The following is a 20,734-nucleotide window of genomic DNA, read 5'->3' as shown; positions in this document are numbered from 1 at the left end:
CAAAATAAGGAAAGTAAACGGGGAAGTTTACTTTCCTTATTAACGTTAAGCGGAAATTTTTCCGTCTGTAGGTTGTTTCTTGAATTTTTGTTTTCGTCCGTGTAATCCATAATATAAAAGTAAAGTGAACGCAACGATAATAGCTGCGATAAAATACATATTATGATAACTGGATTTCGCTGCGACAATACCTAAAATGAAAGAACCAAAGCCAATACCACTATCAAAGAATGAGAAATACGTAGCTGTCGCAGAACCACGTCTATGGTTTGGAGCGGCAGAAATCGCAATCGTTTGGAAACTCGGAATTAATGTTCCGTAACCTAAACCAATTAGCATACCTGCGCCAAGGAACCAAAATGAAGTTTGTGCTTGGCTTAATATGAACATTCCGATTGTGAAAATAATGATAGCAGGGTAAACGAGTACATTTTCACCGAAGCGATCAAAAATCTTTCCTGTAAATGGACGAGAAATGACAACAACAAGTGCGTATAAAATAAAGAAGTAACTTGCAATTTCACTTAAACCGAGTTCTTTCGCATAAATAGGAATAAAGGATAAAATACCACTATAAGAAAAGGCTAAAACAAATCCTGTAAGTGCAATTGGAATAGAAGATGGTTCGATTAAGTCTTTCCATTTCATTTTTTCACGTTTTTGTTTGCTAACAGGTGCTTCGTGTGGAATATCTACAAGTAGTCCTAATAAAAATGCAAGTAATGAAAATACGGAACAAACGATAAATAACACAGTAAACGAAAAATGAGAAATAATTGTTAAACCTAAAAAAGGACCAATTACCATCGGCAGACTCATAAATACGCCGAAATATGCAAGTGCTTCGCCTCGTCGATGAGCTGGCGCAACATCAGTTACGATCGTACCAGTAGCTGTCGTTGCCATCCCGAACCCAATACCGTGTAAGAAGCGAAGGGCAAGTAATAAGAATAAACTTTGCGCACCGAAATACATAACAGTAGCGGCTAAAAATAATGAAAGTGAAATAAATAATATTTTCTTTCTTCCTAAATCATCGAGCCATTTTCCTGTGAATGGTCTACATAAAACAGAAGAAATAAGAAACACAGTTGCAACTAAACCAATTTCCTCAGGTTTTCCTTTTAGGCCGTCTATTACATAGACAGGCAGAGTAGTCATAAGCATGTAAAATGTTAAGAAGAGAAATAGACTACTAAAACAAGTTCCGAGGAAATCCTTCGTCCAAAGTTTCTCACTTTGCATCGTCATCCCTCCAATTTAATCTAAATTTTTAATAATTTGTTGTAAAACTTGAAATGCTTGATGTAAATCATCTTCATTAATACCTTCTAGCGTTTTTTCTTCGAAAGTATCAACTTCTTCTTGCCATATTGGAATCATCTTTATCGCTGTTTCGGATAAAGAAATGAGCTTCTCACGGCGATCTTTACCTTCTGTACGAATAATCCATCCCATCGTTTCCATACGTGTTAATGTACGAGTCATCGTTGGTGATTCAACATTTAAATACTGGCACAATTCTGTTTGCGTACAAGAACCAGTTTGATTAATGCGGAAAATAACAGCCCATTGCGCACTAAATAACCCTGTTGGAGATACACGTTCATTAAATTTCTTCGTAAACTTTCGAGAAGTCTGGCTGACGATGTGAAAAAAATGTTGTTTTTCGTCCATGTATTTTGATCCTTTCAAATTAGTTACCTAGCTAACTATATACTTTTTTATAATAATTGTCTAGTAATAGACATGTTGATTTATGTAAAAAATTCTTATAGGTTTTATGTTGCGAACGTACATTCTACGTGCTATTCTTTAATTAAGTAAAGAATTTTCTTTCTATTAAATAGAATGGGGGAACTTGTGATGATTAAGCCTGCAACAATGGAGTTTGTTTCACTATCGAACGGAGAAACGATTGCATATCAGGAAGTTGGAAGGCGAAATAAAGATATTCTTGTACTCATTCACGGGAACATGACATCGTCACAACATTGGGATTTAGTTATTGAAAAGTTGCAAGATCAATACCATATTTACGCTCTTGATTTAAGAGGATTTGGACAATCAACGTATAATCAATCGATAGATTCATTACAAGACTTTGCAGAAGATGTAAAATTATTTATCGACGAGTTAAAGCTAGAGAAATTCTCATTAATGGGCTGGTCAATGGGCGGTGGCGTTGCGATGCAATTTACAGCGAATCACCCAACTTTTGTAGAAAAGTTAATTTTAGTAGAATCAGTAGGAATGAAAGGTTACCCAATCTTTAAAAAAGATACGAATGGGCAGCCGATTGTATCAAGTTTAGTAAAGACGAAAGAAGAAATTGCACAAGATCCAGTACAAATCGCTCCAGTATTAGACGCGATAAAAAATATGAACAAACTATATTACCGTACAGTATGGAATCTATTAATATATACGCATAACCAACCTGAACCGGACCGTTATGAAAAGTATTTAGATGATATGTTAACGCAACGTAATTTCGTAGATGTGAATTATGCGCTCATTACATTTAATATTTCAGATGAACATAATGGGGTTGTAGAGGGAAGTAAGCAAATTCATCGTATTAAAGCGCCAACACTCGTCATACAAGGCGATAGAGATTATGTCGTACCCCAAGTAGTCGGTGAGGAATTAGCGAAACATTTGCCAAATGCAGAGTTGAAGGTATTAGAAGATTGCGGACACTCGCCGTTTATTGATTGTTTAGATGTATTTATAAAACATGTAGAGAATTGGTTAGAACAGAAATAATCCCCGAAATGAAAGGTATTGCATATACTATAACATTGTAGGTAAAAGGGGAGATTATCAATGCATCAACCATTTTTCATCGCTTATTCGCCATATAATCATTACGCATATACAAAAATGATGATAAACCCGCTGTATATGCAAGTTTCGCCAGCTGTAGTTCCTTTACAAATGCAATATCCGCAGCCACCAATCGCTAACGCACAGCAATACTTATATGAAACTGCTTTTTATAAACATCCATACTTTAAGCAATTTCATAACAATGTGAAAGCGCAAGTTTGGGAAGGATAAGATAACAAGCTAAAAGGTTCATTCTTTTAGCTTGTTTTTTATTGTGAATATCCGTACACGCATTTGCAGAAACAGTTTATAATGAAAAGTGGAAGCGTGAGAAGGAGAGGGAAAGGGATGTCAATGCGTTTTACTTTTTGGATTATGGTTGGGATTGTAGCAATCTCAGGTTTATCACAAGGAATGCTCTTACCTGCCATTGCAATGATTTTTGAACAAGAAGGGGTTAGTTCAAGTATTAATGGTATTCATGCGACGGCATTGTACATTGGGATATTAGTCATTTCGCCGTTTCTTGAAAAACCGATGCAAAGGTTTGGAATGAAGCCGATTATTGTTATAGGTGGGTTTCTCGTTATTATTTCATTATTCTTTTTTACACAAACATTTTCGTTTTGGGTATGGTTTATCCTTAGATTTCTAGTTGGAGTCGGAGATCATATGCTTCATGTCGGAACACAAACGTGGATCACGACAACATCAGACCCAAGTAAAATAGGGAGACAAGTATCGATATACGGTGTATTCTTTGGAATTGGTTTTGCCGTTGGCCCGTATTTAGCAAGCACTGTGCAGTACGGTCTTGCAACGCCATTTATTATATCTACTGTACTTTGTTTAATAGGTTGGCTTTTACTACTTCCAACAAAAAATGCATTCCCAGCGCAAGATGAAAGAGAAGCGAAGAGTGAATCATCATTTTCTCGTTATAAACAAGTTGTTGGATTAGGATGGATTGCACTGCTAGGACCACTTGCATATGGCGTACTTGAAGCAATGCTAAACAGTAACTTACCAGTATATGCACTTCGTAAAGGGTGGTCTGTTTCAGATGTATCCTTCTTATTACCAGCATTTGCAGTTGGGGGTATTATTACACAAATTCCGCTCGGTATATTGAGTGATAAATACGGAAGGGACCGTATATTAACGTGGACGTTTAGCATAAGTACGGGCATTTTTCTACTTGCCGCCGTATTTGATCAATATTACTGGATCGTCTTTGCCTGCATGCTTTTAGCGGGTATGGTTATTGGATCGTGCTTCTCTTTAGGGCTTGGATTTATGACTGATTTATTACCGAGACATTTACTACCGGCAGGTAATATATTATCCGGAATCGCTTTTAGTTTAGGAAGTATTATGGGACCTGTATTAGGCGGCGTATTTATAGAAAAAATACAGTATACAAGCTTTTTTATTGCGGTTATGATTATAATGGGAATTCTCGCAATGTTATATATGGTCTACATGAAAAATCAATTTGCATCAAGAAAAATAGAAAGTAGGTTAGGGCATGACAAAACAACCTAATAAAAAGAAATTTGAAGTACTTGAAAATGAAACAATTACAGACTGCTTAGCACGTATGGAACAAGAAGGCTACGCTCCGTCTCGTCGTATGGAAGAGCCAATCTTTCATGAAGTAAAGAAAGACGGCAAAACAGTAGTTGAGCCGTGCGGTAGGAAGATTGTTTTTGAAGGGAAATTGAAGTAATCCAATAACAAATTTTCTTTATAGTATAGAGCCATCCAATAGTTGGATGGCTTGTTTTTTTATTAATCAATGAAGGAATTGAATAGAATGAATCTCTCGTTCATTTCTCCTAATGGGCTTCTTTATATGGGACAAAAGATTGCTACTTTTTTCGTATATTGGTAAAATAAGTTCTTGGGTCTTACTTATTGTTATCGGTATAATGTTTGTCGCTTGAATGAAAGAAATTAGTTGCAAAAATTTCGCACTATGTAAAGGGGTACAGCAACGATCCCTTTTTTGGAGGCACCTTAAACATAAAGCGAGAGAAGAGGCTATATGAACGATTCTCCTATCTTGTTTAAATATTAAACGAGTTATTGCAATTGGAATAGGTATATCAAACTAGTCGACATCCTGATGGATTATGTTTTTCTAGTAATCTATTACTTCTGATGGAATCGATAGATTGCTAGAAAGCGGAAAACAATTATTAGTATATTCCGAAGCAGGTGTAACAGAGTGTCCTTCCATAATTAAGGGTAAAACCAAAATACGTTTTTTTAAAGAATGATTTGTTAGAACAGGTTATAAGGAATAAAACAGAAAAGAGGATCACATGTTAGATACTTTACAGAGAAGTAAAAAGTTTTTTTTAGTATGTCTTATTTTTTTAGTGCTTTTAACCGCTTGTGGTAATACTGATGTTAAGACATCTAAAGCTTCGTTACCACCGGCTGAATCCAATATAGATACATCATTAAAAGCACCGAATTGGGTAGATAAAAGTCCTATCCAACAGTCTCCTAATTTTACGGAAGATAAAAAAGTACAATCGGTTGTGAATTTAATAGCTACGGGTGATAATTTATATCATGACGCAGTAATTAAAGATGGCAAACAAAAAGACGGTTCATATGATTATAATTATATTTATGAAAATATCAAAAAGGCTGTTAAATCAAGTGATCTTGCTATAGTGAACCAGGAGACTCCGATTGCCGGAAATAATTTAAAAGTACAAGGATATCCGACTTTCAATACACCTGAAGAAGTAGGCCAATCTTTAGTGGACACTGGATTCAATATAGTGACGCAAGCGACAAATCACGCTATGGATATGGGTATTAAAGGTGTTGCGAATACAAGAGAATACTGGGAAAAATATCCGGATGTTATCCCAGTAGGTATTAATGAGAGTAAAAACGAGCGTAATGAAATAAAAACGATTACAAAAAATGGTATTCGTTTTGCGTTACTAAATTATACATATGGTACGAATGGAATTAAAATTCCAGCTGATAAGTCTTGGGCTTTAAATTTAATTGATAAAAAAGCGATACAAAATGATGTGGAAAAGGCAAAGAGTAGCTCTGATATGGTGATTGTTATGGTGCATTGGGGAGTAGAATATACCTCAACACCTTCAAAGCAACAAAAAGAAGTTGCTCAATATTTAACAGATTTAGGTGTAGATGTAGTAATTGGAAATCATCCACATGTAATTCAACCAATTGAGTGGAAACAAAATAAAGATGGACATGAAACGCTAATCTATTATTCTCTTGGAAATCTTATTTCTGCGCAAGAAAAATTAGAAACATTGGTTGGAGGATTATCTTATGTACAATTTGTTAAGTATGAAGATAAAACTTTTGGTATACGACAAGCGGCAATCGTACCGACAGTAACCGACTATGCTGATGGTAAGAAACAATTTAAAATTCAATTTTTAAAAGATTATTCGGATGAAAATTCTAAAAAACATGGAATTAAAAAATTTGTCGGCCCGGTTTCTTTGAAGGATTTCAAGGAGATTCCTAGAGACGTGTTGGGAAATTGGTATAAAGACTAATAAACAAAAAGGGAATGAGATACAATTAAAAAATTTATAATTTTAGCATTGGTATTAGCAATGGGATGGAGTCTTGCTGCTTGTAGTGGAAAGCAAACATCTCAGGAAACTACTAATAATAACGATAAAAATAAAAATGAAATACATGCGAAGAAAAAAGATGTTTTACCTATCTCTGATGTTAATGATTGGAGAATTATCCTTGTAAATAGAGAGCATATGTTATCAAAGGAACTAGGAATTGAATTAACAAGTATCACTCAAAATGCGAAGCCAAATATGAAAATAGATAGTAGAATTGCAACTTCCTATCAGGATATGGTAGCAGCTGCAAAAAAAGAGGGAATCAATCTTTATTTAAGATCAGGTTATCGAGCTATAAAATTACAACAAACTTATTATGATGCTTCAGTTAAAAGCTATAAATCTCAAGGTTTGTCGGATAAAGAGGCTAGTGCTAAGGCATTGGAATATCTTCAGTATCCTGGTGCAAGTGAACATCATACTGGATTAGCGTTAGACATTATTTCAGTTGAATGGCAAAATACTGTAGAAGATTTAAATGCAAAATTTGAAACTACCGATGCATTCAAATGGTTAGATAAGAATGCTGCAGAATATGGGTTTACTCTCCGCTATCCAAAAGATAAAGAGAATATTACTGGCATTAAGTATGAGCCATGGCACTATCGTTATGTAGGAAAAGAAGTTGCCGTTTATCTAAAAGAAAAAGGGTTAACTTTAGAAGAATATAACGAAAAAATTAAGTCTGGTAAGTAAAAATATGCTTTAATTTTATTAAACATTATGCACTGCTACAAGAAAAGGTGAATCTAAGGATGTGTTAACCTTCCACCTAGTATTGTAAAAACTGAGTATGATAATTTGAGCACGTACGAACCAGTTATCGTGTAAAAAGATGTATGTATTAAGAAATTAAAGTTAAGGATCTGATATTCATATCAGATCCTTTTTCTATCGTTCTTTTAAGAGCGACTGAGCCAAAATATTGGAATGAATATAGAAACAAAACAGCCCAAGGAATAGTAAAACGAGTCCGGGAGCCTACTCGTACGCTTCATTGGGATTATCCAGAAATAGTTGTTTATGAAATAAGAAAGAACTGGTCTTACTCTCAAGCAAGGATTTAATACGAATGAATTGGATAAAAGGTAATAATAAATACATAGTCATATTGATTAAAGTTTCACTTTATTGAAGAAAAATGCGAAAGCCATTCATAAAATATGGAAATGTTAAAATCCCTTTGATAAAATAGCAATATGTAAAAATAATTATTTGTTAATTCTTAATGTAATGAATATTCATGTTTAAATATACGAATTTAACTACATAGTTATTACGCTAAAGGGGGAGAAAGATGTTAGATGAATTGTACAATGCTTTTTTAAATGCGTCTGGTTTTACAGAAAGTGCGAGGAAACGAGATCGGTATGATGATTTACATGATTATTTAAAAGATAAAGAAAGAGAGTTAAAGCAATTCATTCAAGATGCTGAATCAGCGAAGAGAGATTATGAGAGTAAAAGTAATGGTTTAGAAGCTAATAAAATTCCGGCAGTTGAATTTGAACAAAAACGTCATGAAAAGGATGAAGAATTACATACATTAGTATCCTATTTTAAAAGTGCATTAAGCGATGTTGGATCTGCAAAAAGTACAGCTTATGCAAAGTATTTGGAATATAAAGCGAAAGCAGAATCAGAGAAAGCGTCAGCATACGCTGCAGCGACCAAGGCTTTTGAAGAAAAGAAAAAGGAATTTGAAAAACTTATCCATTAAGCATACAAAGAATGGAGGGAACGAACATGAGTGGTAAAGAGGTTGAAATTATAGGAAGTAACACTGCAAGTGCCATTTCTTACGCACAAAACATTGAAAATGGTATGAAGGATTCTTTAAACCAAGCGAAAGACTTAAAAGCATATGTCACAGGTGCGAAATGGAATGGAAAAACGAGAGATGCATTTTTAAGTTATCTTGATTTGATCATTCAATATAATTCAGAAATGGTAGAGGCATTTGAAGGACATACGAAAGCTTTGAAAGAGTTAGATAAAAGCATTCAAACGTACGGAGATAAATCGGAAGTAAGGGCGATAAAACAACTGTGATGGAGAAACGAGGGATAAAAGAATGGGGAAAGAAATGAGTTTTGCACCTGCTGAATTATATGTTCTCGCAGGTGCAGCTGGGGTTACCGATATATTTGGATTGCCAAACCGTGACGCAATTATTTTACTTGATGCAGAATGTGTCACGAAAGCAACTACGAGTTTAAAAGAAAAAGGCCTACTTACAAGTGAAAATGGAATTACCCCTGCAGCTTTTCAAATAATTGAACTATTAAAGGAATATGAAAATTGTCATGAATACACGAGAATGAATAATGTATTAATTGGCTTTTTAAAAGAGGATAAAGACCGAGTGGCTGTATTAACAGAAATAGAACCAAATAAAAAATACGAGATCGACTACATACCAAAGCCGGACGTATATTTTTCATTATTAACACGCATTCCTTTCTTATTGAGAGAACCGAGGGAAATAGAAGATACATTTTTCTCAAAGAGAATGACAGAGGCAGAACAAAAAACATTTGAGGAAAAAGATTTATCAAATAAAGACGTTATAGCGATAGAAACGTATACGAGGCCTCGAAGTAATAGAGGAGGAAAATGGGAATGTTTCTTATATTTTACTGAAGGAGAAGATTTCGTTCAAATCGATGTAGATCGTAATCAATATGACTGGGTGAGCCTCTATGCGATTAATAAGAAATTGTATGACGTGTTAAAAATGCCATATAAAAAGTTAATTGACCCGAGACAATTCTCGTTAGGAGGTATTCAATAATGCAAGTATCAATGGGAGATAGTGGTTCTGGTGGTGGAGAAGAAGTATTAGTTAATTTTCAAGAACTACTTGATATAGTAATGAAGTTAGAAAATATATATAAAATCCATGTAGACGTCATTGGAACGAATATTGAGAGTTTATTAAGCTGTGATTTTTATCAAAAAGGTGAAGCGATGAGAGTAATTGAAAAATATCCTGATATATTACACAAAACACTAGAATTGGCTGAACACTATTCTAGGTCAGCGACAGTTGTAGGAAATGTATGTGTAGAAATGCTTGAAAAGGACGAACAATTACGTGAAATATTAAGTAAGTTGTAGAAATCACCATACGGCTGGGGGGATGAAAACGAGATGGATGTGAAATATGGACCTGAACCATGGCAAAACATGGGGGATGGTATGAATCGAATTACAAAAGATGCACTCATGAAATTACGGGAAGCAAATGAATCATTAAAAAGAATTGATGGAAGAATACGAGATTTAGACTCGGATGGTAGTATCCATTTTAATCCTAAAGATCAATCGCAAAAAATCGGGGAATTACTTGATAGCTATTCGACATTACAAAAATATTGCGGAGAAGCAGGGCGATTGGTCTCTGAACATATAGATAAACCTTTTTTAGTAGAAATGGATAAATTCGCTCAAAAAATGAGAGATACATCTATTCTCAGTTTCGAAACAGATAACCGAATTGGCTCTACAACAACGACAGTATTACCAGATGCGCACGCGGGATACGGAAGTGTACCGCAAACAATACAGACGAAAAAAGATAAAATAACAGTAGAAGATATTTTTAAAGATTCACCTGCATTTGATAACGTACTGAGAGAGGAATACAAAGAACTAAAAAAACAAAACCCAGATGCAAAATTAAATTATGAAGAATACAAGAAAGTAGTCCCATCCACACGAGGATTTGAATACAAATCGATAGAAGATGAACAGAAAAAACTAGAAATGGTGCGAGACATAGGAATAGGCCTAGGAATCATCATCACAACAATCCTTTGCCCACCACTCGGGGCCGCTGCCGCAGTAGTATACGGAGGTGTACAAATAAAAAGCGGTATCGACGGAGAAGACTGGGGAACACACCGGAAATTGAGCCAAGAAGAACGCACAGCAAACATCATTTTTGGCGGATTAGATGCAATCCCAGTTGTTGGAGCAGTAGGAAAAGGAGTAAAAGCATTCAAAGGCACGAGTGAATTAGCTGATTTAGCCAAAATATTAAAATTCAAAGACGGAGTGCCTGGTTTTAATCCAAATTTGGGTGGAAATGTGGTACAATCGCTTAAGGAAAATAATCTATTAAAAAATTTAAAAATACAAGGTTGGAAAACCGTAGATAAGATTAATGATGCGGACTACTTCATTAAAGGTCTAGTGGCAAAAGGTGTGGACTCCGTAACCCCATTCGCTAAAGGTGTAGAAATCATGCCAGATGGAAGTGTCGTTAGATCTGGAACGAACTATAGCGGGAAATTCCAAGAAGCCCATGATGCCTCAAAGGCGAGTATTCAGAGTAGGATCTCGAATTTGGAGAGTGGTGGGGTTAAGGGTACGGGTGAAACGGTTAAGAAGATAGGTGATATTAATGATCCTATTAGAACATATCGTGGTGCTGATTTAGGTAAGCTAGAGGCTAAATATACTGCGGATCCTCGCTTAACTGTTGAGATGCCCTATGTTGGTAAAGGGCAAAAAAACACCAATGCAGAGGGTTGGTTACGCGATAAAGATTTTTATTGGAAAGAGATGTTAGAGAAGTACCCAGAAGCGTTTAATAGGTCAAATAGACAAAAAATAGAATTAGGATTCGCACCTATAAACAATCCAACGTTTAGAAAACATTTTCCCCAATATGATTTAAAAGAATTATATAATGACACTTTAATACATCATCACATTGGTGGTGGTGGTCAAGCTGTGGCTGTACCCTCAAAGCTACATCCAGGTTTAGGAGGGATTCATAATGCTGAGAAAAGCGCAGGAGTTTGGGGAAATGACCAAAAATATGCTGAACTATTAGAAAAATTCTTAGAAAAGTAAGGGTGATTATTTTGGTAATGAAGGATGCTATGAGCAAATATTTTAATTTAAGAAAAGAATATTTTGATAAAGGGTTAGATTTTTTATTTAAAACGCCATATAACGAAGAAGTTGATTCATTTATATATCAGGGTGAAATGGATGATGAAGAAGAAATTTCATGGAAACCTATTGAAAAAAATAATAAGAATGATTTAACGAAGATTGAGGAAAGATTTGAAATTAAACTGCACACTTCAATTGATGATTATTTTAATTCTTATTGGTTTGCTGATTTAGATGGATTTATTGGTAATCATTATATTAGGCTAGAACCTGTATTACCAAATATTGAATTGGATTCCTTCGAAAGTAATTTAGAAGGGTATAAAAACAATCATAATAAGGTTGATAAGACTCCAATAGGTGTAGAGGGGAACGGTTTGATAGTTGTTTTAGATAATGTAAGTGGTAAGGTTGAATTGGAGGATTTTGAACGAGGTTCATTTGAAGAGATTTCGGATAGTTTAGATGAGTTAATTGCTAGTTTAAAGTTACAAAAATAATATACTAAGAACATTTATATGAAAAAATGTCTGATATGAAGTGTAGCCCAAGTGTTAGATATAATTGGACTGCAGTTTTTTATAGAAAGATGTAATATAAAATCAAGCGAAGACCTACAAAATTTATGCTACTAAAAAAACATATGAACTGAAAGCACTTGATTGTCAATTAAAGGCAACAAGTGCTTTTTTGCGTTTTAGCGTAGAAATAATGTGGTAGGATGACGCTTATCAACTTGCTAAGGGTAGTGGAGGTTCAGGAGTTAGTAAGGAAGGTAGTGTGGCTAAGGGTACGGGTGAAGCTACACCTAAAAAGAAAAGTGTACCGGATTGGCTTAAAGAGCGATGGGAAGCAGGGAATAATTTTAATAAGGAAAATCGTCCTCGTTACCCTTATAATGAGGTAGAGTTGGAAGCAAAAGAAGTAGGGGGTAAAAAATACGTAGTTGACTCATATGCGCACAATAAGGAAATAGTATCTAGAAAATTCACTCAACTTAGTGAAGTGCAAGAAAAGACAGCTAAGAGTTATTTAAATGAAATTACAAAAAAATATCCTTCAGGTTCTAAAATATCAAATGGTCCTTTTAATCCTAACGCTCTCAAAGGGGGGCGGCTTAAAGGTGAGTTAATATTAGAAGTACCAGTTCAAAATAAACCAATTCCGCAAACGATTCTTGATGAAGCAACAAAAAATAGGATTATTATTAGGGATATTAAAGGGAAGGTGTATAATTGACTATGAAAATTTATTATTGTGACGAATGGTCGGACATTAAAAAGAAGCCTTGGAATATTTTAGATGACCGTGATGCATACACATACCATCAAAAACATGAACCATATACGGCGGTATTAACTGAAGATGAAAACCTTAAGTATATTGTAAATGTTACAAATGAATGGGTTTTGGTGGGATTTTATGATGACTTGATTCGTAAGTATTTAAATTATGATTTTGAAGTTGTGAGTGACAGTAAGATATTTTTAAGAACAGCTACGTATTGGGAATATGATGATGAAACTGATACAGAAGTAAGTAGCTTGATTTTGGGATTCCGAGAAAATGGCTATATAGCAATGGAAAAAAGGGATTTAAAGACCGGCTTAGTCGAGGAGCGTGAGATTAGCGATACCCTTGAAAGAAACTGGGATGTATTTCCTGAATTTGGTCATTATATTCATTTGTGTAGAGAGGAAAGATAATGTTTTTAGGAGCACTCTATAGTGCCAAAGCTATCTATAAGAAAGGTGTTATATATCACTAACACATAAGGCAAGCGAACTAAAGATAATTAAAGTATTGAATTAGAAAAAAGAAAAACGATATATTTGAAAATAGAGACTCCATGAAGGTAATACCATCATGGAGTACTGTGTGCAATGATAGAATAGAAAACGAAGTACGAGCTTAGGCGAGATGACATTTTACATGGCGATGAATATAAACACATGGAATGTACATTAAACTAACGAACTCGTAAAAACTCGTAAGTTTTAACGTAGTAGTTGTCATGGCATGTAAAAGGTGTCGTACTGTTAATACAAAACTTACAGATCTTATAAATCTTACAAATTTATGCTACTTAAAAACATATGAACTTAAAGCACTTGATTGTCTATTTGAGGCAACAAGTGCTTTTTTGTGTTTTAGAGTAGAAATAATGTGGTACAATCGCCTAGGGAAAATAAGACTTTAAAGAATGCACTAGATGCTATGAAAAATACTCCTATTCCAGTAGCGGTTAGGATGGTGGATACTGGAATAGGAGTGAAGCTTCCTTCAACTGTTGGAGAAGTAACTGGAAAGTTTTCAAAGGCAAGTACGGTAACTAAGGATGACGTTTATCAACTTGCTCATGGGCATAGTAAATTAGAAGGAAGTAATAAAACTAGCGGAGTGGGTAATAATAGCTCGCGTACTGACGAAATTGGAATCAAATTTAAACGTAATCGGAAACATAATGAAGATGAGTTTATATGACAATTAAAAAACCAAGAAGATGGACTGGGAAAATTGACAGTTTATGAGTTTATTTAGAATCGGAACTAATTTTTAAAATATGGGAGATCAAAACAAGCAAATTCAGCTCAAAGATTAACACGAAAACAAGCTGTGCAAGATAAAATTGATGAATTTATGGAAGAAGGTTTTTCATTTAGGGAAGCAGAAGAGCAAGCTTTAAAGTGGATAAAGGATAAAGCTACATTACATGACCCAGATCAAATTGCGGGTGGAAATCCATTAAAAATAACTGGCATGGGTGATTCTAGAATTAATTCATCAATAGGTTCGCAGTGGAAAAGCAGGATTGGTAATGTGGATAAGGAAATTAGACGAGTTGCTGACACCTTATCAGAGGAAGAAAAAAATTTGACATATCTTAATGTTAGATTGAAATCGGAGTAGGGGGATACTATGGAAAATATAAATGATTTTATATCTTTCGAAAAACCATCAACAGAGGTTATTGAAAAGTATACAGGGAAAGTTCCAGATCAAATAATAGATTTATGGAAATGTTATGGGTTTGGGAGTATGTTAAATGGATACTTAAGAGCAATAAACCCAGAAAAATATTTAGATATATTAAAGGAAAGTTATATCCGTTATGAAGAAGCTATCCCAATTTTTACAACAGGTATGGGAGATATTCTTGTGTGGGAAAATAACTATTTATTATTACTTAAGTATCGAAAAGGTACGGTAGATGTAGTAGCTGGAAAATTCAAGTTTTTCTTTAAAAATACGAAAGATGATTATTTTTTAGAGAAAGGATTGGATTGGAAGCATTATCAGCAGGCATTAAATAAATACGGAAAGCTTGAAATAGATGAATGTTTTGGTTACACACCTTTACTTGCACTAGGTGGACCAGAAAAAGTAGAAAACTTACAAAAAGTCAAACTTATCGAGCATGTTTATTTAATTACTCAATTTATGGGGCCGATAGAATAATGAAAGAAGAAACTGGAAGGTGGATTAATCCTCTTTCAGTTTTTTTATTTAAAAGGCTATTAATGTAAATGAAGCTTTAAAAGATACGATTGAGTTAATGTTATAATATAGAAATGTGGTAACGAGAAACTTGGGTTAAATTTATAAAAAGTAATTTTTTATGAATTAAGGCTAACATAAATTCCTAGTATTATATAATTGAAAATACATTAGCAAAAGGTGCGGACTCCATATCCCCAATCTTTAAAGATGTAGAAATACTGCCAGATGGAAGTGTCGTTAGAACTGGAACGAACTATAGCGGGAAATTCCAAGAAGCCCATGATGCCTCAAAGGCGAGTATTCAGAATAGGATCTCGAATTTGGAGAGTGGAGGGGTTAAGGGTACGGGTGAGACTCCTAAGATAACTGAGATAAAAGAGAAAGATCTTGGGAAGCACATTATTAAAGGGAAAAATGGAAGGAAAGAACTTGCGCCAAACGTGCGTTATATTACTGAGAATGGTTATAAATATACAACAGATGAGCTTGGTAGAATAGTAGATGTTGAGGCAGGAGAATTAATACTTCAAAAAGGAAAACGAAACACAGGAATGCAAGTGGCTGCAGGAAGAGAAGATAGATTGCCGGATGATGATGGTGGGCATTTGATAGGGACGCAATTCCATGGATCCGGTGACATTGATAATTTAGTCGCTCAAAATAAACAGATTAATCGTTCGGGTGGAGAATGGTATAATATGGAGAAAGAATGGGTTAATGCATTAGGTGGGAAGCCTCCTAAAAAAGTATCAGTAAAAATTGAACCAGTATACTTAGGTTCATCACTAAGACCAAACTCATTTAAAATAAATACCAAATTGAAGGCCAACGTAAGGTAATACGTGAAATACTTAATAAAACAGGAGGTTGATGTAAAAGTGTTCGAATTAGAATTAAATAAAATCTATCAAAATATAGCGCAAAAAATAAATGATACAATTCCCGTAGAATGGGATATCTTTTATTTTAATGCAGAGATTTATAACCAAGAGGGTGGGGTATTATTCTTTTTCAATACCCCAGATAGATCGGATGAATATATATATTCCCATGATATACCAGATGTATTTAATGTGAGTGAAAAAGAATATGATAAGACATATGATGAATTATTTCATTTAAGTGTAGAGTTACAGGAAATATTTATAAAAAATAATCAGGAACCTTGGTATTCTTTTGATATGATTGTGACATCTGAGGGGAAAGTAAAAATTTATTATGGGTATACTAAATGGTATCAATCTACTTTTGGATCGAATGACCGAGTGGATTATTTTGAATATAAATATTTAGGGAAGAAACCTAGTAATGAAAATGAGCGAAGAAAATTCGAAGAGATGAAAGAATATGAAGAGAAAAATAAATCTTAAAATATTTTTTTGTTAAATTAAGGAATGTATTATTAGCGAGTAAATATGTAAAATATCCAAATTAACTAGCTTTAGTTGGACTATTGAAAAAAGAATAGTGACGGATTAATGTTACTTATAGAACATATGAAGTTAAAGCACTTGATTGTCTACTTGAGGCAACAAGTGCTTTTTTGCGTAGAAATTTAACAGATCACTATAATTTTATTATGTAAACTTTTTACATAGTTTTCTATACAACTAAAGAGAAGAAAAATGTTCACTATTACTTTCATTTCTGTTATAAAAATTCTACAATAGAAGACAGAACGTATATTTGGTATAATCAAAATATACTATATGAAATGATGTACATGAGTTTGAAATTCATGTAACGAGGTAAGCGCTACATAACAATGACTAATATTTAAAGTTTTCGTACCTATAGAATTCAATTCATGTTATATAAATCAATTGTTAGAAAGGAACAGGTGTAATGAATCAAATTTCATTTGAAGATTTATTTGAAGAAGAAAAAGAAAAGGTGGAGGTAGCTGAGGTATGTAAGGTACCAGCCTCTTTATCACCATTACAAAAAGATATTTTAGAATTAATTGATTCTGAAGAAATAAGTGCGCTTGAGCTATGTGAACGATTAATACGATCTGGTAAAATACCCGATGAAAGATTCACTACGAATAAGCCTAAAGCATATGGACAAGTATGTTTACTATTAGAAGGTTTTGTTACAGAAGGAAAACTTATTTTTATCAAAGATGATGAGAAAAGAGATAGGGTATATAAATTGAAAGAAGAAGTTTGAGATGTATAGTGGGAGATGAATGATTGGTTCCCTTTAACTTGCAGCTCCGTTAGTCTAGTAATGTCCACAAAAAAGGTGTCAATCTCTCCTACATTGACACCTTCATACTTTTAACACCTTACATACTTACGCTTAAAACCAAGTCTTCCTCTATCAAGTTCTTTCTAAATACTTTCAGAAGCATTTAACAAACTGCTTTTTTTATTATCACGTTTGACTTCAACTATACCAACTTCTTTTGCAATCTCGACTGCTTTTTCATGTAGTGGTACATATGAAATTGCCGCGGTGTTTAGGAAATTATTCATAGCGGATTTTGTTCGTTCTGGAGAATGATGAATTGTATCTTTCACCATTTCAAGCATATCGGAAATTTTACTTTCGGAAAACTCATTGTCTTTGCGATTTCCTAAAAGCCAACAGTAGCAACTCCAGCCGGCAGACATTTTAAGCTCGTCCCCACTTGCAATCCATTTATCAGCAACATCTTGTGCGATATTTGACTCCGATAAAGTTACTGCCACTACATAATCAGATAGCATATAAAAATATGCCCCGTCTATCCAGCGATCAAAATCAGACTCACTCATAGCTTTTGGATCGGCAATAATGCCTGCAAAGTACATAGCATCGTAGTTACCTGTGGCATAAAGCTCTTCAGCTAACTCTTGATTTAATTTTATTTTTTTAGCGATTGGTTTCATAGCACCTGTAGCTACTCCGAATACTGGCTCATGCGCACCGTTAGATATGTATATTTTTTTCGTTCGTTCCTTACCTAGAGCTTCAAGTTCTTGCATAACTGTTTTAAAATCCATAGTTGTGCAACTTCCTTTCATCATGTAAAAGCCTTTTTAAGCTTTTCATATTTCATATGTTAATACTAATTGTATTCAAGAGGTATGTCTACTTTCTAAAAGTATCGAAACCGGTTAGTAATTTTGAAGCTTTTGATTTTGTGACTGCTACAAGCTATCTATAGTTAGAAGCAAAGTATAGTAGAATAAAAAATACATTTGTATAGTTTTTCCAGTGAATATTTGGTATGATGGTGAGTGGGAAAAATATACAAGTTGTTAGTGGTTCATAAAAGGGGGATTGAATTGAAAAGAACACCTGAATTCGTATTAGGTTTAATTGGTGGCATTTTGGGAATTATTATTTCCATAATATTAATAGTTGTAGCGTTTAATATTATGGAAGGTGTTGATTACGAACTTTTAGCTTATTACTCTATTATTTTAACGGTTCAAATAGGATTGTTCATTTTATCGTGTTTAGTAAACAAGGTTAATAATAAAGTTTATGGGGTTTGTATGATTGTGATTCCTATAGTTATGTTGTTTATGTCATTATTCTTTTTACTTATTCCGACAATTTTACAAATTATATCTGGTTCATTTGCATTTAGGACATTAAAGTTAGAATCGAATGTAAGCTAAATATAATTATTAACGTCTGAATATTCGGTTTTTTAAACATTTTCGTTTGCAGTTCAAATTAACATAAAGTACAAAGTTGTACGCTTTAGGAGGAGAAATAGATGATTATTTGGTCTGGTTGGGGTTTTTTAGTCGCAATTATTGTAATTATTAATACTCTTTTGGGTAAGGCTATCTTTGGATCTATAACGGGGGATGCTACATATTTTCAAGACCATAGTTGGCCAATGGCGGTAATGTTTATTATATCAGGGGTTATGTCTTGGTATTTAGGTAAATATATTAATAAGCCAGATGGGAAAGTTTATATAGATACCGAAACTGGTGAAAAAGTTATGTTTAACAAAAAGCACTCATTATTTTTTATAAAAATGGAATATTGGGGACCGATTCTAGGAGTTATTGCGATTGTAACTTTAATTACAAGATAAAAAAAGAGGATGGGTATAGCAAGAGTAATCTATTCAAGTAGAAGGAGAAATCAGTCATGAATGCAAAGAAACTACTAGGGGTAGCAGTTCCGGTCATGTTGTTATTTGGTTGTGGAGTTTCTGAGAAAACGAACACTTCTAAACAGGAGAAAACGGAAGAGTCTAAAGTAAAAGAATCGAAGTCTAATAGTAAGAAAGAAAAAGTTTCAAAGGAAGACTATCCTAATAAAGTGTATAAATTAGGAGTAGAGTTTGATAAGTTGTTTGCGGAGCATAACAATATTACAAGAGAGGTTTTTGACGGTAAGAAAAAGAAATTAGATATAGTAGATAGTGTGAAAGAATTAAATAAAGTGTTAGATAAATTTGAGTCGATAGATCCCCCTGCAGAGTATGTAAACCAACAAAAAGATTTTGAAAAAGCAATTAGTTATTTTAGAGAGTCTTTTTCTTTAATAAATGAAGTATTTACCAGAAAAGAAAAAAGAGAAAAAGGTGATAAGACTGATAAAGAGTTAATAGAGAAATCTGAAAAGCTAGTGAAAGAAGGAGATATTTACTGGCTTAAGGCATTCAAAGATCTTGAAGGAGATATTAAAATCGGTGACGGTACAGTATCAATGAAAGATTTGAAAGAGTTAGATAAGAAAGCTGGAATTAATACAGATAACGTTATGAAGAATGTGAAAGATGGTACGGAATTAATCGGTAATTGGGGATTCCAAGGAACAGACGGTTTCAATATGTCACTCATTTTAAAAGGTGATAAGACATTTGAAACGTATGGTAAAGGTGAGTATCCAAATAAAAAGAATTATATTGAAGGAACTTGGGAATATGATAAGGAAGCTTTTACAATCTATTTACATCTCAATAAACGTTTAGTAGACGGTGTAGAAGATACAATTCAAAAAAAGAAAATAGCATATAAAGTTCAAGATTATGATGGGGAAAACTTGCGATTATTTAATGAGACGTCATTTAATACAATTAAGTATGTGAAGCAAAGTTAAAGTTATGTAGGACTAGGTTTAAATGGCCTGGTCCTTCATTAAATTGCGAGTATGTAAATAATATGTTATCTTTCGTTCTGTTTACTTAGTATCATGTTATTCTTTAATAGAGTAATAAATGGAGTTTTGCATTAAATATATGAGGTTGGTTACAAATGATAAAGAAATTTACTAGATTAGTATTAATAGTGGTTATCCCAATCAGTCTTATTACAGGTTGTGGGGCTGCTGAAAAAACTGAAGCACAAAAGCCGAAAGCGGTACAAACGGAGAAAAAGGACTATATGGATTACTCATATGGTAGCAAAGGTATATTAGTAAGTGGCAAAGCGAAAGAACGGCAACAATACGAGATTGGATATATGGATGATAATAAGTTAATTGGGATTGACGAAAATATTGAAGACTGCATTATTTTAGATAATAAAGATGAAGCAGGTCTCATTTGGAAGCAAATAGAGCGAGGATCTATTATTGAAGTGCAATACGGTAAGGATCGCAATGATATCGTAGGCGTGCAATTCGTAGGAGATCGTGAGTCATATGAAATTAGTGATAAGTTTGATCGGAATACGATAAATGAGATTGTTGAAAACGTTAAAGGGAATTTGTAATAGATGTATTTCGATAGTATAGGATCTCTTATTATGAAATTGTATACCAGTTATTTGTCTAAGTTTAAATTGATTATTTTGACGGTATTTGTAATTAGTTGTAAAATAATGTTTGTTGACGAATTTTATAAAAAGTATGTTAGATGAAATTCATCTGTAGGGATGACATATAAA

The 20,734-nt window shown here is 33.8% G+C and carries 25 protein-coding genes and 2 pseudogenes; 24 read left to right on the top strand and 3 right to left on the bottom strand.

Annotated elements, in window-relative coordinates; all coding sequences use genetic code 11:
- Positions 1–45: 45 nt before the first annotated feature.
- A complete protein-coding gene (locus EBQ15_RS11355; protein WP_001190318.1) occupies positions 46–1,245 on the bottom strand; it encodes an MFS transporter in 1,200 nt (399 codons plus the stop codon).
- Positions 1,246–1,260: 15 nt separating this feature from the next.
- Complete coding sequence (locus tag EBQ15_RS11350) at positions 1,261–1,677, bottom strand: MarR family winged helix-turn-helix transcriptional regulator (protein WP_000343675.1); 417 nt, start codon at positions 1,675–1,677, stop codon at positions 1,261–1,263.
- Between the two features lie 189 nt (positions 1,678–1,866).
- Between EBQ15_RS11350 and phaZ the strand changes: the two genes are divergently transcribed.
- The 20 genes and pseudogenes from phaZ (at position 1,867) to EBQ15_RS11250 (ending at position 17,060) form a co-directional block, all read left to right on the top strand.
- Positions 1,867–2,769 (top strand): intracellular short-chain-length polyhydroxyalkanoate depolymerase, encoded by a 903-nt coding sequence (gene phaZ / locus EBQ15_RS11345; protein ID WP_000594870.1) that lies wholly within the window; start codon positions 1,867–1,869, stop codon positions 2,767–2,769.
- Between the two features lie 60 nt (positions 2,770–2,829).
- The gene (locus EBQ15_RS11340; RefSeq protein WP_000554161.1) at positions 2,830–3,063 is read left to right on the top strand and encodes a hypothetical protein; all 234 of its coding nucleotides are present in this window, start codon (positions 2,830–2,832) and stop codon (positions 3,061–3,063) included.
- A gap of 117 nt (positions 3,064–3,180) precedes the next feature.
- Positions 3,181–4,377 carry an MFS transporter gene (locus EBQ15_RS11335; protein WP_000062803.1) on the top strand — a complete coding sequence of 399 codons (1,197 nt, stop codon included), beginning with the start codon at positions 3,181–3,183 and terminating at the stop codon, positions 4,375–4,377.
- Positions 4,361–4,561 carry an NETI motif-containing protein gene (locus tag EBQ15_RS11330; RefSeq protein WP_000166303.1) on the top strand — a complete coding sequence of 67 codons (201 nt, stop codon included), beginning with the start codon at positions 4,361–4,363 and terminating at the stop codon, positions 4,559–4,561. Before EBQ15_RS11335 ends, EBQ15_RS11330 begins: the two co-directional genes overlap by 17 nt.
- A 598-nt stretch (positions 4,562–5,159) precedes the next feature.
- Entirely contained in the window at positions 5,160–6,395 is a 1,236-nt protein-coding gene (locus EBQ15_RS11325) for a CapA family protein (protein ID WP_000887598.1), read from the top strand.
- A gap of 48 nt (positions 6,396–6,443) precedes the next feature.
- Positions 6,444–7,175: a M15 family metallopeptidase gene (locus EBQ15_RS11320; RefSeq protein ID WP_000241995.1), complete on the top strand. Its 732-nt coding sequence runs from the start codon at positions 6,444–6,446 to the stop codon at positions 7,173–7,175.
- A 601-nt stretch (positions 7,176–7,776) separates the two neighbouring features.
- Positions 7,777–8,199: a hypothetical protein gene (locus EBQ15_RS11315; RefSeq protein WP_000883455.1), complete on the top strand. Its 423-nt coding sequence runs from the start codon at positions 7,777–7,779 to the stop codon at positions 8,197–8,199.
- Positions 8,200–8,225: 26 nt separating this feature from the next.
- Complete coding sequence (locus EBQ15_RS11310) at positions 8,226–8,531, top strand: WXG100 family type VII secretion target (RefSeq protein WP_000014535.1); 306 nt, start codon at positions 8,226–8,228, stop codon at positions 8,529–8,531.
- A gap of 22 nt (positions 8,532–8,553) precedes the next feature.
- Positions 8,554–9,273: a DUF5081 family protein gene (locus tag EBQ15_RS11305; RefSeq protein ID WP_000514119.1), complete on the top strand. Its 720-nt coding sequence runs from the start codon at positions 8,554–8,556 to the stop codon at positions 9,271–9,273.
- Complete coding sequence (locus tag EBQ15_RS11300; RefSeq protein ID WP_001198201.1) at positions 9,273–9,599, top strand: hypothetical protein; 327 nt, start codon at positions 9,273–9,275, stop codon at positions 9,597–9,599. The genes EBQ15_RS11305 and EBQ15_RS11300 overlap by 1 nt, the downstream gene beginning before the upstream one ends.
- Positions 9,600–9,632: 33 nt before the next feature.
- On the top strand, positions 9,633–11,342 hold the full coding sequence (locus EBQ15_RS11295; protein WP_000382710.1) for a hypothetical protein: 1,710 nt from the start codon (positions 9,633–9,635) through the stop codon (positions 11,340–11,342).
- Between the two features lie 29 nt (positions 11,343–11,371).
- On the top strand, positions 11,372–11,887 hold the full coding sequence (locus tag EBQ15_RS11290; RefSeq protein WP_002101116.1) for a SecY-interacting protein Syd: 516 nt from the start codon (positions 11,372–11,374) through the stop codon (positions 11,885–11,887).
- A 280-nt stretch (positions 11,888–12,167) separates the two neighbouring features.
- Entirely contained in the window at positions 12,168–12,626 is a 459-nt protein-coding gene (locus EBQ15_RS11285) for a hypothetical protein (protein ID WP_001051895.1), read from the top strand.
- A 2-nt stretch (positions 12,627–12,628) separates the two neighbouring features.
- On the top strand, positions 12,629–13,093 hold the full coding sequence (locus EBQ15_RS11280) for a hypothetical protein (RefSeq protein WP_000708799.1): 465 nt from the start codon (positions 12,629–12,631) through the stop codon (positions 13,091–13,093).
- Between the two features lie 460 nt (positions 13,094–13,553).
- On the top strand, positions 13,554–13,871 hold the full coding sequence (locus EBQ15_RS31600) for a hypothetical protein (protein ID WP_000250842.1): 318 nt from the start codon (positions 13,554–13,556) through the stop codon (positions 13,869–13,871).
- A gap of 93 nt (positions 13,872–13,964) precedes the next feature.
- Positions 13,965–14,297 (top strand): annotated as a pseudogene (locus tag EBQ15_RS31595) (polymorphic toxin type 15 domain-containing protein); the annotation flags it as partial.
- A gap of 9 nt (positions 14,298–14,306) precedes the next feature.
- On the top strand, positions 14,307–14,846 hold the full coding sequence (locus EBQ15_RS11265; RefSeq protein WP_000427865.1) for a T6SS immunity protein Tdi1 domain-containing protein: 540 nt from the start codon (positions 14,307–14,309) through the stop codon (positions 14,844–14,846).
- Between the two features lie 260 nt (positions 14,847–15,106).
- Positions 15,107–15,759, top strand: a pseudogene (locus EBQ15_RS11260) (DNA/RNA non-specific endonuclease).
- 7 nt (positions 15,760–15,766) lie between these two features.
- Positions 15,767–16,258 carry an immunity protein YezG family protein gene (locus tag EBQ15_RS11255; protein ID WP_000462361.1) on the top strand — a complete coding sequence of 164 codons (492 nt, stop codon included), beginning with the start codon at positions 15,767–15,769 and terminating at the stop codon, positions 16,256–16,258.
- Positions 16,259–16,733: 475 nt separating this feature from the next.
- A complete protein-coding gene (locus tag EBQ15_RS11250) occupies positions 16,734–17,060 on the top strand; it encodes a DUF3895 domain-containing protein (protein WP_001071910.1) in 327 nt (108 codons plus the stop codon).
- A gap of 164 nt (positions 17,061–17,224) precedes the next feature.
- Here the strand turns inward: EBQ15_RS11250 and EBQ15_RS11245 are convergent, their stop codons facing one another.
- The gene (locus EBQ15_RS11245) at positions 17,225–17,878 is read right to left on the bottom strand and encodes a DNA alkylation repair protein (RefSeq protein ID WP_000346315.1); all 654 of its coding nucleotides are present in this window, start codon (positions 17,876–17,878) and stop codon (positions 17,225–17,227) included.
- Between the two features lie 285 nt (positions 17,879–18,163).
- On the opposite strand from EBQ15_RS11245, the gene EBQ15_RS11240 reads away from it, so the two are divergent.
- From EBQ15_RS11240 to EBQ15_RS11225, 4 genes are all read left to right on the top strand, one after another.
- A complete protein-coding gene (locus EBQ15_RS11240; protein ID WP_000831724.1) occupies positions 18,164–18,502 on the top strand; it encodes a DUF4064 domain-containing protein in 339 nt (112 codons plus the stop codon).
- 101 nt (positions 18,503–18,603) lie between these two features.
- Positions 18,604–18,933: a hypothetical protein gene (locus EBQ15_RS11235; protein WP_000587855.1), complete on the top strand. Its 330-nt coding sequence runs from the start codon at positions 18,604–18,606 to the stop codon at positions 18,931–18,933.
- Between the two features lie 56 nt (positions 18,934–18,989).
- Positions 18,990–19,946 (top strand): DUF3994 domain-containing protein, encoded by a 957-nt coding sequence (locus tag EBQ15_RS11230; protein WP_000992200.1) that lies wholly within the window; start codon positions 18,990–18,992, stop codon positions 19,944–19,946.
- Positions 19,947–20,101: 155 nt separating this feature from the next.
- Complete coding sequence (locus EBQ15_RS11225) at positions 20,102–20,560, top strand: hypothetical protein (RefSeq protein WP_000591634.1); 459 nt, start codon at positions 20,102–20,104, stop codon at positions 20,558–20,560.
- Positions 20,561–20,734 lie beyond the last annotated feature (174 nt).

Source organism: Bacillus sp. 2D03, assembly GCF_003946765.1.
Lineage (GTDB): Bacteria > Bacillota > Bacilli > Bacillales > Bacillaceae_G > Bacillus_A > Bacillus_A cereus.
The sequence above is the reverse complement of the archived record's forward strand: the minus strand, read 5'-3'. Positions and strand labels throughout refer to the sequence as shown.